Origin of the sequence: Roseateles sp. PN1 (assembly GCF_038419725.1) — a bacterium.
Classification (GTDB): Bacteria; Pseudomonadota; Gammaproteobacteria; order Burkholderiales; family Burkholderiaceae_C; genus Paucibacter_A.
On sequence record NZ_JBCARA010000003.1, the window covers coordinates 424,595 to 438,641 of the forward strand.

The following is a 14,047-nucleotide window of genomic DNA, read 5'->3' on the forward strand; positions in this document are numbered from 1 at the left end:
TCGGGCTCTCTGGTTCAGTGGTCAGGCTGGGCTGGGCTGGAAGCTCAAGCCGGCAGCTTCTCGCGCAGATAAGAGCGGATCAACTCAAAGCTGATCAATTCCACGGCCTCATCGTCTTTGAACTCGATGCCGAACTCTTCTTCCAAAGCCACCACCAAATGCATGTGATTGACCGAGTCCCAGCCCTCGACGTTGTCAACGCTCGAGGCCGCGGTGATCAGGCTCTTGTCGATGTCGAAGACGCTGGCCAGCAAGTCGGTCAGCTTTTCGTCCAGTCCCTTGTTTGTGCTCATCTTGTTTACTTTGCTATGAGTTGAATATGGCAAGGCTGCGCGTAGCTGAGCGCATCGAGCCGGGCATGGCAGCGCTGGCGGCCATCGGCCTCCTGCTCAACCTGGAAACCCAGCTCGGCCCAGAAGGCCGCGGCCAATTGGTTTTTGCTACTTGGGATGAATTCAGCGCAGACATTGTCCACGCCGAAAACTGCCCTCGCCTGCTCAGCGCAGGCATGGAAGAAGAACTGCTCAAGCTCCCGTTTGATCACCCGGCAGCTCATCAAAAAGGTGTCCACAAAAGCGCCACCCTGGCCGTCTAGATGCAGGATGCAGACGTGGGTGATGCCCAGTTCGCCGAACTTATCGCGCACCTGCATATGGAAGACCAGGTGCTGATCCGAGGCGACGAAGGACTCGATCTCCTGCACGGTGTAACGCACGGTGCGCAGATTGAATTGATTGGTCTTTTGCGTCAGCTGGGCAATGCGCGCGATGTGCTCGGCATGGCCGGGCCGATTCAACACCAGCTCGACACGCGTATCCAGTGATTGCAAAAAGGCAGCGATGTTTTGAAAGCCCGCAGCACTCTCGGCCCGGTTGTCATTGTCTCGGTACTGCTGCAGCTTGGCGCCGTCCTCGGCCGTGCGGTGGGGGATGAAGAACAAGTCCTCGGCCTGCCAGATGCGCTCGAACTGGCTGGGGTCTGAGGGCGCTTGAATCACATCCAGCTCGGGCAGGCTTTGCTCCACCAGAGCGCATTCCACCGAGCTGTCATCGATGAAGACGAAGTTGTTTAGCCCAAGCTGCAAGGTCTTGGCGATGTCGGCAATGTTCTCCGCCTTGTTCTTCCAGTTGGCGCGGATGCAGACAAAGTGTTCCTTCTTCAGCAGGCTGTGCGGATGACGCTCGAACACCTCCAAGGCATCGGCCTCATTGTTCTTGCTGCAAATGGCCAAGAGCACGCCGCGGGCGTGCAGGCCGAGCAAATAGGCCTGGAACTGGTGATAAGCCACGCCGGGGAATTTGCTGGCGTCGAGCGCGATGCCGTCCAGACCGTCCTCGCCGATCACCCCGCCCCAGAGCGTGTTGTCGCAATCGAGGATCACGCACTTCTTCGCCCGGCCGTAATGCGCGGCGATGATGGTCGCCATCTCACGCGCCAACCAGGACCACATCGGCGATTTGTAAGGCGCTTTGCTGGAATGCCAGAGCTTGCTGTCATGCACCTCGCTCGCACCAAGCAGGCCCACCAGGCGATTGACTTCGACCAGAAAGAACTGGCTCGCATGCTCACGCACATAGGCTGCCAGCGCTGTGTTGAGCACGCGCACCTTGGCCTCTAGGCTGGGCGCGCCGCGCATGTCGGGCAACAAAGGCAGGGCAAAGTCGGTCACGATCACCGGCGCCTTGATGCGGGCACGGGCCAAGTCCAGCAACTGGATCAGGGCTTCGGCCTCGCGCGCCTCATCCCAAGCATTGGCCAGATAGTCCTTGATCAGGATGCGCAGGTCTAGGCTGAGCACAACGAAGTCGGGCTTGCTGCGATGCAAGGACGAATCCTCGTCCAGCAAAGTCTGCGCCACCACATTGAAGTCGCTGAAGGTGATCTCGGGCCGCAGCTTTTGCTTGAGCAAGTGGTAGGACAGAAAGAGCTCTATCCCATTCAGCGTGTAGTTGGACAGGCAATACACCTTCGGCGCAGGCGCGGCCCAGTCTTCACGCCGCCATTGGTTGACGGCCTTTTGCACCGCCACACGCTTTTGCTCCTCGGGCGGGAAGGCATCAAATGCGGCCAGCCTCATCAGCAAACGCCCCCGTTCACATGCAGCACCTGCCCGGTCATATGCGCGGCGCCCGGGCCGGCGAGAAAGACCACCGTGCTGGCGATGTCAGCGGGGCTTGCAAGACGGCTCAGCGGCGTCTTCATCTTCAGCAGCATGCGCTGGCGCTCGGGCATGTCTTGCGTCATCTCGGTCTCGGTCATACCCGGTGCGACGGTATTGATCCGTACGCCCCGGCTGCCCAAAGGGCCAGCCAGATTTTTGGTGAGCAGATGGACGCAACCCTTGCCCAGGTTGTAGCCCAACCATTTGGCAGGCGGTTCGTATTCGGCGACGACGCTGCCAATATTGACGATGGCGCCGCCCCCATGGGCTTCAAACAAGGGCAAGGCCGCCTTGATGGTGCAAAACATCGCGCGGGTATGCGGCAGGAACTGGGCCTCGAAGGCCGCCAGATCCAACTCGAAAATGTCGCGCTCCTCGATTGCGGGCGAGGCATTGTTGACCAGCAGATCCAGGCCTTGATGGCGCAGCTTGATCTCCGAGAACATGCGCTCCACCGCCACCGGGTCAAACACATCGCCGCGCAGCAGTTCGCCGCCGCCGCCAAGCACTTTGACCTGTTCCAGCAAGGCCTCGGCCTTGGCCTGTGAACGCTGGTAATTGATGTAGACGAAATAGCCTTGACGGCCCAATTCCAGCGCGATCTCGGCGCCGATGCCGCGTGAAGCGCCGGTGACGAGCGCGATCTTTTGAGCAGGCTTGGCGGCCACGGCAGGCTCCGCCGCTTGGCGCTCCTCCGGCCACTTGACCACCGACTCACCGCGGATGACGCTGCGATTGAGGTGGTTTCTGATGTCGATGGCAATCGTCAGCAAGCGATTGCCCAAATGAATCTTTTTGATCTCGGCGGCAATCTCGATCCGGTCGCCCACCCGCACCGGGGCCAGGAATTCCAGCTTTTGCGATACCCACAAAGCGCCAACACCGGGCAGATGCTTACCGATCACGGTGGAGATGAAGGAGGCCGTCAGCATGCCATGCGCCACCGGCGAGCCCACCTGAGTCTGCGCGGCAAACTCGGCATCCACATGCATGGGGTTGTCGTCCCCAGTCAGGTCGACAAAGCGATCGACATCGCGTTGCGAGATCTCATGCGAGAACACAACCGACTGCCCGACTTGAAAACTTTGGATATCCGCTAATGCCATGAATCGCCTTCGATAGTGGGGTCAAGCCAACTCGCTTTGCCTACAGCGATAGCGCTGTTGCGCAACTATTTAGCTAGAAGCGCGAGCTCACAGCCGCCAAACAACCCGCGGCCATGATACTGGCGCTTGCCCCGCGCTCTTGCATCTCTGAGCGCATGAAAGCCCCGGCTATTTATTCGATGGCCGGCGCCTTGAAATAGCGCTTGCTCAGCGCAGAACCGCCAGCACACCCGGGCCCAGGGACCACATATTCAGCACACCTTGCTGCACCTCGGAAAGTGCAGAAATATGGGCCACGCGCAGCGAGTAATAGTCGGACTCGGCACCCATCACATCGAAGAGCGAGCGCCGGCCCATCTGCTGCCACTGCACCATGGTGGCGCTGCGCAGTCGCTCGCTGGCGCGCAGAATTTCCACGATGCGGCGGGCACGCTCCAGCGCCGCCCCCGCATTGAGGTGCAACTCCTGCAACTGGAAGTTGCGCACGGTCATCGCATCTTGCAACTGCAGTTTGCTGGCGTCGGCGCGGCGCTGGGCCGCCAGCTTGGAAGCGTCAAGGCCAGGCGCATAGATCGGCATGGTCACAGTCACGCCGGCGCTCCACTCGCCCGCCCGCGTCCCCGTCGAAGTACCGGTGCCGTTCGCCGCCATACCCAGGCTGACCTGCGGCTTGCTTTGCGCCGCCACAACCGAGGCATAACGCTCCTGGGCACGCGAAGAAGCCTCCAGCTGCTTCACATCAGAGGACTGCAGCGCAGCCTCTTGCAAGCCTGGCAAGTCAGGCAATTGATTCAGCAATGAGGCATAGCTGGCACTGGCCGGCAGGGCGTCGCCAACCAGGCGCTTGAGCCGCACCTCCACCACGCGCAAATCAGAGCGGGTCTGTTCCATCGACAGCTCGGCCGTCATCTGGCTCTTTTGGGCCTGAGTCAGCTCGCTGGCGCGGCCCTTGTCGGCCTTGACCACGGACTCCAGCGCGTCGACCAGACAGGCCATGCGCTTGGTGTACTGACGGTAAACCTGGGCTTGCAGCAATAAGCGGCCACGGTCCAGGGAGTAACTCACCACCTGCGCGGCCAGCTGTTGCTCGCTGCTGATCAGGCCTTGTCGAGCGGCTTCGGCCAGCTGCAAGCGCCAGGCAGCGGTCTGAGCAATACGGCCAGCATCCCAGAGCGGCATGCTCAGATTCAAACCTGCTTGGGCCTGCCCCTGATTCTGGCGCACACCTCTAACTTGTTGGCCAGCACCACTGGTCGAAGCCTGGGCCTGCACCACGGGCAGGCGAGCCGCTGCCGCCTCTTCCCAATCATTTCTTGCGGCTTGGGCCAACAAATTGGCCGCGCCGAGTTGCTGGCTGCGAGCCAAGGCCAGATCGATCATCTCCAGCAACTGTCCACGGGGATCCGCACTGCCGAAACCAGGCAGCGCATCTTTGCCTTCAATCGCTGTGCGCTCCTCTTCGTTACAGCGCAGCTGCGCCTGCACCGACAGGGTCGACAAAGCCAACGTACTGCCGAGGAGCAGGCCCAAGACAGGACGAGGCAAGACGTTGAAAAAATGGCTATTCATGGTCGGCAATCAGGCTCGGAAAGACACCTATTCACTAGACCACACAAGCCCTGGAGGTGAAGGCCGGAGTTGCCACCCGGCGACCCCGCAATTTGAAGACCAGGCCCGCTGGCGCTTCACACAGTCAATGCACCGCTAGGTGCATCTACCGCGTTTTCAGCGCTCCTTCAAGGCCTCATTGCTCTTGAGCAATGGCCGGAGGATAAAGCTCAGCACCGTGCGTTCACCGGTCTTGACTTCCACATTGGCGGCCATGCCAGGCAGCACAGGCAAAGGCTCGCCGGCGCGGCGCAAGGTGTTCTTGTCGGTGCGGATCAGCACGCGGTAGTAGCGCGCGTCACCAGTCGCCGCGGTCTTCTCGTTGTCACCCAAGGTATCCGCGCTGATCAACTCCACATGGCCTTCCAGGCCGCCGTGAATATTGAAGTCATAGCCTGCCAGCTTGACGACGGCGCGCTGGCCGACGCCAATGAAGCCCACTTCGGACGGAGGCAGACGCGCCTCCACCAACACATTGGGGCCAATCGGCACGATCTCCATCACCGGTGAGCCGCCGGCCACCACGCCGCCCACGGTGTTGCTGCGGATGTTCTTGACCAGGCCATGCACCGGCGAGCGCAAGACCGTGCGGGCCATCGCATCCTTGCGCACCACCTGCTGCTCATCCAAGGCCGCCAACTCGTTTTGCTGGCGCGCCAACTCCTGGCTTGCGTCCTGCCGAAAGCGGCTGACCCGCTCCTGGCGCTGTTGGCGCAAATCATTGACCTGGCGGTTCAAGCGCATCACTTCCACTTCGGACATCAGGCCGCGCGTGGACAAGTCCTGCGCCACCTTGAGTTCACGCCCCAGCAAACCCACGCTGCGGTCCAGCGCCACCACGGCCTCATCCAACACATGCATGCGCGACTCGTAAGTCTGCAACTCGGCCGCCGCCAGCTCGGGCGCGGCCTTGACTTCGGCGGGCCACTCCGGGCGGCCACCATAGGCCTCGGCCTTAAGTCGAGCTACCGCCGCCTTCAAGGCCAGGCGGCGCAAGCTGCCTTCGTTCTGCTGAGCCTCCACGCGCGTGGGATCTAGGCGCATTAACTCCTGACCAACGGCGACCTCCTCGCCTTCAGCCACCAGCAACTCGGCCAGCAAGCCGCTTTCCAGGCTGGCAATCACCTGTTCCCGCGCCTCTGGCACCACACGACCCTGCATGCGGCTGACCTGATCCACCCTGGCGAATGCAGCCCAGGTGATGGCGGTTGCCACAGCGGCCAGCAAGAGGTAGAGCGCCCACATCGCATGCGGCAGCGGCTCGTCGAGCTGCGCCCGGGCAAGGCTACTGAGAAAGGGGCTGTCGTCCGCGGCTTTCGCCATATCTTTTTCTCTATCTGGCGCCGTAGCGCGTCTTCGTTATTGCTGTGAGATCGTGTCCAGAACCGTCAACCGGGGCCTCAAACGGAAGCCTTGCGCTCAACCGGTTGGGCACTGGGATGCATGTGCACGCGAGAGTCCTCTCCACCTCGGCCTCCCGCCTGCACCGTGGCTGCCGGCTGCACGCCAGAGAGCGCGGCCAGCACCTTGTCCCTCGGACCGTCCAGCACCAGCTTGCCCGCATCCATCACCATCACCCGGCCCACCAACTCCAGCACGGCGGGGCGGTGCGTCACCGCGATCAAGGTGCAACCTGCGGCCGCCTCCTTGAGTTGACGCAGAAAGCTCATCTCGGACTGTGCGTCCATGGAGCTGGTCGGTTCATCCATCAGCAAGAGTTTGGGCTTGTTGACCAGAGCGCGTGCCAAGGCCACCAATTGGCGCTGGCCGCCAGACAGCAGGCCGCCCATCTCACCCACGGGCAGATCCCAGCCCATGGGGTGAGCCGCGACAACGCGGTCCAGGCCGGTCAAACGAGCCACCTCAACTAGGCGAGCCGCCGGCACTTCACCGCGGCCCATCAAGACATTGTCTCGGAGCGTGCCCTGGAAAAGGCGCGGCTCTTGCGACACGAAGCCAACATGCGAGCGGTACTCAGCCGGGTCGATCTGACGCAGATCGAGACCTTCCACCTCGACCATGCCCTCGGTCGGCTGATACAGGCCGGCGATCAAACGCAAAACGGTGGACTTGCCACTGCCAATGCGCCCCAGAACGGCGATGCGCTCACCCGGTTGGATCTGCACATTCAGTCCACCCAACACCCGAGGCGCCGCCTGGCCAGGCGCTGCCGGGTACTGGAAGCCCACGTCCCGCAAGACGATGCGGCCCTGCACACCGGTCAGCGGCACATAGTTCTGAGCGCTATCACGTTCGGTGGGCTTGTTCATCAGCGAATCGATGCTCTGCAAGGCGGCCCGCGCCCCTTGGTAGCGCGTCACCAGACCCACCATGCTGCCCAAAGGGGCCAGCGCACGCGAGGCGAACATGATAGAGCCGATCAAGGCACCCTGCGTGATCACGCCTTCACGGATCAAGTACACGCCCCACAACAGCATCAGCAGCGTGTTGATCTGATACATCGAGTGGGACAGATGATTGATCAAGCCGTGCATGCTGCGGGTACGCAGGCTGGATTCAGCGGCCACCGCATTGCTGATCTCGTAGCGGTGTTGAAACTGCGGCGCAGCGCCCGAGGTCTTAACGTCCTCCAGGCCCTCAAGTGCCTCCACCAAATTGCCCTGCACTTCAGCCTGCTCGGCCATGCCGGTGCGCACCGAACGCCGCACCAAAGCCTGCAGCACGATGATGCCTGCCACCATGATGGGCACCGTCAGTGTCACCACCCAGCCCAGAGGGCCGCCGATGGTGAAGACCATGCCGACAAAAATGATGATGAAGGGCAGATCGGTCAACACCGACATGCTGGCCGAGGCGAAGAAGTCACGCACCGTTTCGACCTGGCCCATGTAGTGGGCACAGGAGCCCGCCGAGGCCGGCTTGTGCTCCATACGGATCGACAGAATGTGGCGGAACAACTTAGCGCCGATGATCAAATCAGCCTTGCGCCCCGCCAGGTCGATCAAGTCGGCCCGCAAATGTTTGGCGAACAGATCGAACACCAATGCCAACGCGCCGCCGATAACCAGGGTCCACAAGGTCACCAAGGCATCTTGGTGCGGGATGACCTTGTCGTAGATCACGGCCGTGACCATGCCCGTGGCCAACATCAAGACATTGCTAAGCAAGGCCGCCAACATGGCGCCACGGTAGTAAGGGATGAAACGCTTGAGCGTGCCCCATAGCCAGTGATCGGTGGCATCCATCACCACATGGTGATGGGCTTGGGCTCGGGTCTGCTCCTTGGGGCTGACCAGCAGGCAAAAGCCGCTGTATTCAGCCTGCAACTCGCTCAGATTGGCTTCGCAGAGTTGCGACTCGGCGCCTGGGAACAAGACCTGGTAACGGCCGCTGGCCTCGTCCAGCACGCGCACCAGCACGCAGGCGTCGCCCTCATTGAGCAGAATCACCGTTGGCAGCATCAAGCTGTTGATCTGATTCAGCGCGCGACGCTGAACGGCCGCCTCGTAGCCCGCCTCCTTCATCAGCCGCACCGCTTGCGCGGGCGACAAGACACCATCAACCGCGCCATTGGCCCGCAAGGACGCGGCTGAGCGAGGGCGTTTGTGGTGGTGGGTCAGCCAGACCAGCGCCTGCAGCAAGGGATCACCGATGTCCGCCCCGACTTCGTCCTCGGCGTCCAGGACAGGCTCCTGACGCACGACCCCATCCTCGGCAGAGGCGGCCAAGCGCAGGCCCGGCCCTCGGTCGGTGCCAGCGGGGTCAAAGAAATCGTCGCGTCGGGACACCCGATTCACTCCTCAAAACGTCCAAAACGAGGGCTTGAGCACATCGCTTCAGGCCTCACGCTGGGCCAAAGCCATGCGTTCAAACTGAGCTTCCATATCGGCCACCAAGGCCGGAATATCAAACAAGGCCGAGCTTCGACCAAACTCTTGCAGATAACGTTTATAGGATAGTGCCCGCGCCGGCTGCTGGCCAATCTGAATCGCGCGCTGCTCATACTCCGTCACGGAATAGGTAATCAGATCCGGCAAGCCGACCGCCGTCAAGAGGCTGCCCGCCATGCGCGAGATATAGCTGCGCCCGCTCAGCGTCAGAATGGGTGCTCCCATCCAGAGGCAATCATTGGCCGTCGTCCCGGCGTTGTAGGGGAAGGTGTCCAGCACCAAATCGGCCAGCTGAAAGCGTGCCAGATAGTCCGGCGGCGCTGCACGTGGCGCAAAGATCAAACGCTCCGCCGCCACCCCTTGCGCTGCCGCATGGGCCAGCATGTTCTCGCGCGCCTTGGCGTTATCTGCCAGCAGCCACAAAACCGAGTTGGGTACCGCCTGCAGCACCCGCATCCAGGCCTGAAACATGGGCTCGGTGTACTTGTGGTTGTTGTTGAAGGAGCAGTAGACGAAGGCGTCTTCCGGCAGACCCAACTGGCTGCGCGTCGGCGTGGCGCCAATCGGCCGCTTGCGATCGCTGGACTGATAGCACTTATCCAAGTAAATCGGCCGCTCGGTACAGAAAGGCAGGTACTCGGGCGGCATCACAAAACGATCCGCCAGAATCCAGTCCACGCCGGGAATGGCCGAGGTGCCAGGCAAGCCAAGGTAGCTGACCTGAATGGGTGCGGGGCGGTAAGCCAGGATGTTCGGTCGAGCGCCGCTGGTCAGGCCCTGCAGGTCAACCAGCACGTCGATACCCATGCTGGCGATCAGCTGGGCGGCCGCCTCATCGCTGAGACCTTGCAAGGGGATCAGCTGATCCATGGCCGAGCGGATGCGGGCCCGCTGGGCCGAACCGTCTTCGCCGCTCCAGCAAAAGGCGAACACCTCGAAGCGCGAACGGTCGTGCAGCTCGAAGATTTCCGGCGTCAAGAAGCCCACGGCATGCATGCGCAAGTCGCCGGAGAGGTAGCCAATCCGGATCCGCCCTTCCCTGGGCTTACCGCTTTGTTTGTACAAGGGCGGGCCGGCGTACTTGATCACCTTCTCGTGCACAAAACGCTGAGCGACCAGCAACTGCAGCGCCGGGTCATCGCTATAGCTCAGCATGGCCAGCAAAGAGGTATTGAGCAGCAACTGATTGGGCGTGACCGCGCCGACAGGCTCATACACCGGCCAAGCGCATTGCTTTTGGCGGATGTGTACATAGTGCTGCAACACATCGCCCTGATCGGCTTTGAGCATCAGCGCCTGCCGCATGACGGCCTCGGCCTCCGGATAGCGCTTTTCTTGCTCCAGCAGGCGGGCACGATTCTTCAAAGCATGCAGGCGCAGCTCCAGGGCATCAGTACCCATGATCTCGCCGACAGATGTGTCATTGGCAGCATCTGCCCAGGTCTTTAGCGCATTCTCGACCTGCCCCAGATGCTCTTGTTGATGCCCCAGATTGACCTTGGCCTGCAGAAAGTCGGGTTTGAGTGCCAGGGCTTGCAGATAGGCCTGCTCTGCCTCGGCATGTTTGTGGATGCTGGCCAGGGTGGCGCCCATGTTGTAGAGGGCGACAACCCGCAGCGGTCCGGTCTGCTTGTCCAGCCAGGCGCGGTACAACTCACCCGCCAACTCGCCCAGTCCTTGAGTCTGCAACTGGGAAGCGCGGCCCATCAACTCGGCCAAGGGCAAGCTGGCCTCCTGGCAGCGGCGCAGGAGTTGATCCCACTCGGCGCTGAGGGCGGCGGGAATGCTCAATGTTTGCATGCGGGGTGAAGCAAGGTCCATGGCGGTAGAGGCCTATGTAAACGTGTCGCGAAGCGCGTGTCTAAGACCTTGGCTTTGCCCAAGGAGGACGCAACCTGGCCAGGGACGGGCCCACAAGGGCTTCCCCGTCCCGATTCTCCAAGCACTACTCCCTGCAGGATCGCCGCAAATAGCCGGGTCCAGGGGCCCAATTCCCCGCATGTCGCCCTGCTCCTCTGCATTTCGCTCGAGCAGGCAGGAACTTGAGTTTCGATTTACTCCCTCTTGCCCCTGCATTTCGGCGCTTCAGGTCAAAGCCGGGCTGGTCAGAATGGTTTCACCTCTGTAGGAGGAGGGCGCGCCCGAAACCGGTCGCTGTTTAGAAAGCAAAAATATGCTGAATGCCATTCTGACTCGATGGGCCAGGACACGCGGAGCCTTGTCGTCGACCTCGTCCATCACGACCCAGCCTCACGGCCTGCAGCGGCCCAGTGGCAGCTTTCCGCCGCCGCGCAGCACCATCAACAGCAACTCGGATTCGATTTGGCAGACCTTGCTGCGCCGCCGGCCCGCCGATGTTGACCCTTGGGCAGCGCAGTCCCAAATGCCCGACGCCGGCCGGCAAGCCAATGTGACCGTCGCCCGCGTTCAGTTTCAGGCCTCTTTGCAAGGGCTCAGTGGCGAGACGGTCGAAGCACTGGAGCGCAGCATCTGCCGCAGCCGCAATCTGCGCGACCTTTGGCATTTGCGCGCCTGGCTGTATACCGAGGTAGCGCGCGCCTACTCGCAGCATGAGGCTGAACGCCGCCTGCAAGCCTTGAACAGCTTTTTCAGCAGCCAAGCGGCCATGCTCAGCTTCAGCGCCACAGGCCCAGGCTTGGTTCAGACCAAGAGCAAGCGGCACTAGGCCTGACATTTAGACCGCCAGACCAAGCCAGCCAGCCGACCATGTACCTCACTCTGCGCGAGATCCCCGACTTCCCGCCCCCCTGGGGCTTTGCCAGTGCCGGCCGCCCGGACGAGCGACGCGGCCGCAGCGCGGCGCGCCAAGCCCTGGTGCAACTCAAGCTGGTGTTCCAACGCGCAGCGGCCGATGTGCCAGGCGAAATCGGCCAACACTTGCAGCAAACCATCCGCCACGCCAGTGAGCCGATCGAGTTGTGGCTGCTCCGCGCCAGCTTGCTGGCCGCCCTGCCCGCCGACTGCAGCCGGGCCGCGATGCACGAACTGGCCATTCGCACCGCGCTCTGAGCCAGGCCGCCCAGGCCTAACTCGCAGATGCGAGAGGCGGCAGCAATGCCGCGCGCGAGCCGAAACAACATCTCGTCACCCGCCCGTTCAAGCCCGCGGCAAGAACAAGGCAAAATGACCCGCACACATGAATATCATCATCCTCGACGACTATCAGGATGCCGTGCGCAAGCTACGCTGCGCGGCGAAGTTGGAGCACCTCCATGCCAAAGTCTTCACCAACACGGTCAAGGGCATAGGCCAGTTGTCCGTGCGCCTGCGTGACGCCGAGGTGCTGGTCTTGATTCGGGAGCGCACCGCCTTTCCCCGCCAGTTGCTGGAAAAGTTGCCCAAGCTCAAGCTGATTTCGCAGACCGGACGAGTCGGCGCCCATATCGACGTGGCCGCCTGCACCAAGCTAGGCATTGCCGTCGCTGAAGGCGTGGGTTCGCCCACGGCGCCGGCGGAGCTGACCTGGGCCTTGATCATGGCCGCGATGCGGCGCCTGCCACAGTACATCAGCAACCTCAAGCATGGCATCTGGCAGCAGTCGGGTCTGAAAGCGGCCTCGATGCCGCCCAACTTCGGTCTAGGGATGGTGCTTAAGGGCAAAACCATGGGCATCTGGGGCTATGGCCGCATCGGCCAACTGGTGGCAGGCTACGCCCGCGCTTTTGGCATGCAGGTGATGGTGTGGGGCAGCGAGGCCTCGCGCCTGCGGGCCTCGGCCGATGGCTACCTGGCGGCGGAGAGCCGCGAACAGTTTTTCGAGAGCTGCGATGTGCTGAGTCTGCATCTGCGACTGAGTCCAACGACGACCGCACTGGTCGGCCCCGAGGACTTTGCGCGCATGAAGCCCACGGCGCTATTCGTCAACACCTCGCGGGCCGAGCTAATTGCCGAAAGCGCGCTGGTGTCGGCACTCAATCGCGGCCGGCCCGGCATGGCCGCCATCGATGTGTTCGAAACCGAGCCCGTGCTGCAAGGCCACCCTCTGCTGCGCATGGAAAATGCCGTTTGCACGCCGCATATCGGCTATGTGGAGCAGGACAGCTACGAGCTCTATCTCGACGCCGCCTTCGAGAATGTGCTGAATTTCATCAAGAGTGAACCGAGCAACCTGATCAATCCCGAGGCCCTGAAGGTCATGCGGTGAGCCCCGCTGCCCAGCCAGCGGGAGCTGCAGGAACTGATGAAACAGGAAGCGCACGCCCGGCCTCGCTGTGGGAGCTTTACTGGGCTTTCAACCGACTGGCCTTGCAAGGCTTCGGCGGCGTGCTGGCGGTGGCCCAGCGTGAGCTGGTGGAGCGCCTGGGCTGGATGAGCCAGGAGGAGTTTCTGGAGTCACTCGCTGTCGCCCAAGTCCTGCCAGGCCCCAATGTCGTGAATCTGTCCTTGATGATTGGCGACCGCTTCTTTGGCGTGCGTGGTGCCTTCGCGGCGCTGGCCGGCATGATGCTGCTGCCCTGCGTCCTGATGCTGAGCATGGCCGCCCTGTACGGCCAATTTGCCTCGCATCCTGTGGTGGGCAATGCCTTGCGCGGCATGGGTGCCGTGTCGGCGGGCCTAATCTTGGCTACGGGCGTCAAGCTGGCGCCCTCGCTGCCCGGCAATCCGATGGGGCGCTGGTGGGCCTGGGGCTTGGCCGGGTTGACCATCGTGGCCATCGCCGTGCTGCGCCTGCCGCTGCCCTGGGTACTGGCGTGCCTGGGCCCGCTGGGCATGTGGGCGGCTTGGCGGAGGCTCAAAGCATGAGCTTCCCTCCCGAGCTTCTGCCGCTGTTTCTGCACTTTCTGACCCTGTCTCTGCTGTCCATCGGCGGCGCGATTTCTACCGCGCCGGAGATGCACCGCTATCTGGTCGGGCAGCAGCATTGGCTGACTGATCTGCAGTTCACCAATTCCATCGCCCTGGCGCAGGCTGCGCCTGGGCCCAATATCTTGTTCGTGGCGGTGCTGGGCTGGAATATCGCGGGCTTGAGCGGCGCGCTGGCAGCGCTGGCGGGCATCATGCTGCCCTCCACCACCTTGGTGCTCGCCGCCACTCGCTGGGCGCAGAAAAACCAGCAAAGCCTGGGTGTGCGTGCCTTCAAGGCAGGCATGGCGCCCATCACCTTGGGCCTGCTGATCGCCACCGGCTATTTGCTGGCTGAGCCTTATCTGCGCCAGCCGGAGCATCGCTGGTTCACCCTGGGCTTGGTCGCCGCCACCGTGCTGCTGACGGCCAAGACACGCATCAGCCTGGTTTGGCTGGTGCTGGGCGGCGGCGTGCTGGGGGCTTTGGGCTGGGTCTGAGCCCAGCCCTTTTTGTGC

12 protein-coding genes are annotated in these 14,047 nt (G+C 62.4%); 5 read left to right on the top strand and 7 right to left on the bottom strand.

What is annotated here, in order from left to right; all coding sequences use genetic code 11:
- Positions 1-44: 44 nt before the first annotated feature.
- From AABB87_RS06900 to AABB87_RS06930, 7 genes are all read right to left on the bottom strand, one after another.
- Positions 45-293, bottom strand: a complete 249-nt coding sequence (locus AABB87_RS06900; RefSeq protein ID WP_058719853.1) for an acyl carrier protein — start codon at positions 291-293, stop codon at positions 45-47.
- A gap of 5 nt (positions 294-298) precedes the next feature.
- Complete coding sequence (locus AABB87_RS06905) at positions 299-2,077, bottom strand: HAD-IIIC family phosphatase (protein ID WP_341970564.1); 1,779 nt, start codon at positions 2,075-2,077, stop codon at positions 299-301.
- Complete coding sequence (locus tag AABB87_RS06910; RefSeq protein WP_341970565.1) at positions 2,077-3,267, bottom strand: SDR family oxidoreductase; 1,191 nt, start codon at positions 3,265-3,267, stop codon at positions 2,077-2,079. The genes AABB87_RS06905 and AABB87_RS06910 overlap by 1 nt, the downstream gene beginning before the upstream one ends.
- Positions 3,268-3,474: 207 nt before the next feature.
- Positions 3,475-4,836, bottom strand: coding sequence for a TolC family protein (locus tag AABB87_RS06915; protein WP_341970566.1), 1,362 nt, complete (start codon positions 4,834-4,836; stop codon positions 3,475-3,477).
- 156 nt (positions 4,837-4,992) lie between these two features.
- A complete protein-coding gene (locus AABB87_RS06920) occupies positions 4,993-6,198 on the bottom strand; it encodes an HlyD family efflux transporter periplasmic adaptor subunit (RefSeq protein WP_341970567.1) in 1,206 nt (401 codons plus the stop codon).
- Positions 6,199-6,275: 77 nt separating this feature from the next.
- Positions 6,276-8,624 carry a type I secretion system permease/ATPase gene (locus tag AABB87_RS06925; protein ID WP_341970568.1) on the bottom strand — a complete coding sequence of 783 codons (2,349 nt, stop codon included), beginning with the start codon at positions 8,622-8,624 and terminating at the stop codon, positions 6,276-6,278.
- A 48-nt stretch (positions 8,625-8,672) separates the two neighbouring features.
- Positions 8,673-10,526, bottom strand: coding sequence for an O-linked N-acetylglucosamine transferase, SPINDLY family protein (locus AABB87_RS06930; RefSeq protein WP_341970569.1), 1,854 nt, complete (start codon positions 10,524-10,526; stop codon positions 8,673-8,675).
- A gap of 373 nt (positions 10,527-10,899) precedes the next feature.
- Here AABB87_RS06930 and AABB87_RS06935 point away from each other — a divergent pair, with 373 nt between their 5' ends.
- The 5 genes from AABB87_RS06935 to AABB87_RS06955 all read left to right on the top strand — a co-directional run bounded on the left by AABB87_RS06935 (position 10,900) and on the right by AABB87_RS06955 (position 14,029).
- Positions 10,900-11,412, top strand: a complete 513-nt coding sequence (locus AABB87_RS06935; protein WP_341970570.1) for a hypothetical protein — start codon at positions 10,900-10,902, stop codon at positions 11,410-11,412.
- Between the two features lie 41 nt (positions 11,413-11,453).
- The gene (locus tag AABB87_RS06940) at positions 11,454-11,756 is read left to right on the top strand and encodes a hypothetical protein (protein WP_341970571.1); all 303 of its coding nucleotides are present in this window, start codon (positions 11,454-11,456) and stop codon (positions 11,754-11,756) included.
- 127 nt (positions 11,757-11,883) lie between these two features.
- Positions 11,884-12,891 (top strand): D-2-hydroxyacid dehydrogenase family protein, encoded by a 1,008-nt coding sequence (locus AABB87_RS06945; protein WP_341970572.1) that lies wholly within the window; start codon positions 11,884-11,886, stop codon positions 12,889-12,891.
- The gene (locus AABB87_RS06950; RefSeq protein WP_341970573.1) at positions 12,888-13,490 is read left to right on the top strand and encodes a chromate transporter; all 603 of its coding nucleotides are present in this window, start codon (positions 12,888-12,890) and stop codon (positions 13,488-13,490) included. Before AABB87_RS06945 ends, AABB87_RS06950 begins: the two co-directional genes overlap by 4 nt.
- Complete coding sequence (locus AABB87_RS06955; protein WP_341970574.1) at positions 13,487-14,029, top strand: chromate transporter; 543 nt, start codon at positions 13,487-13,489, stop codon at positions 14,027-14,029. The genes AABB87_RS06950 and AABB87_RS06955 overlap by 4 nt, the downstream gene beginning before the upstream one ends.
- The last annotated feature ends 18 nt before the right edge of the window (positions 14,030-14,047 follow it).

Bases quoted from the DNA above. Each gene is read 5' to 3' on its own strand.
- AABB87_RS06935 (WP_341970570.1), top strand. From the start codon at position 10,900: ATGCTGAATGCCATTCTGACTCGATGGGCCAGGACACGCGGAGCCTTG.
- AABB87_RS06900 (WP_058719853.1), bottom strand. From the start codon at position 293: ATGAGCACAAACAAGGGACTGGACGAAAAGCTGACCGACTTGCTGGCC.
- AABB87_RS06955 (WP_341970574.1), top strand. From the start codon at position 13,487: ATGAGCTTCCCTCCCGAGCTTCTGCCGCTGTTTCTGCACTTTCTGACC.
- AABB87_RS06930 (WP_341970569.1), bottom strand. From the start codon at position 10,526: ATGCAAACATTGAGCATTCCCGCCGCCCTCAGCGCCGAGTGGGATCAA.
- AABB87_RS06945 (WP_341970572.1), top strand. From the start codon at position 11,884: ATGAATATCATCATCCTCGACGACTATCAGGATGCCGTGCGCAAGCTA.
- AABB87_RS06910 (WP_341970565.1), bottom strand. From the start codon at position 3,267: ATGGCATTAGCGGATATCCAAAGTTTTCAAGTCGGGCAGTCGGTTGTG.
- AABB87_RS06940 (WP_341970571.1), top strand. From the start codon at position 11,454: ATGTACCTCACTCTGCGCGAGATCCCCGACTTCCCGCCCCCCTGGGGC.
- AABB87_RS06905 (WP_341970564.1), bottom strand. From the start codon at position 2,077: ATGAGGCTGGCCGCATTTGATGCCTTCCCGCCCGAGGAGCAAAAGCGT.
- AABB87_RS06915 (WP_341970566.1), bottom strand. From the start codon at position 4,836: ATGAATAGCCATTTTTTCAACGTCTTGCCTCGTCCTGTCTTGGGCCTG.
- AABB87_RS06920 (WP_341970567.1), bottom strand. From the start codon at position 6,198: ATGGCGAAAGCCGCGGACGACAGCCCCTTTCTCAGTAGCCTTGCCCGG.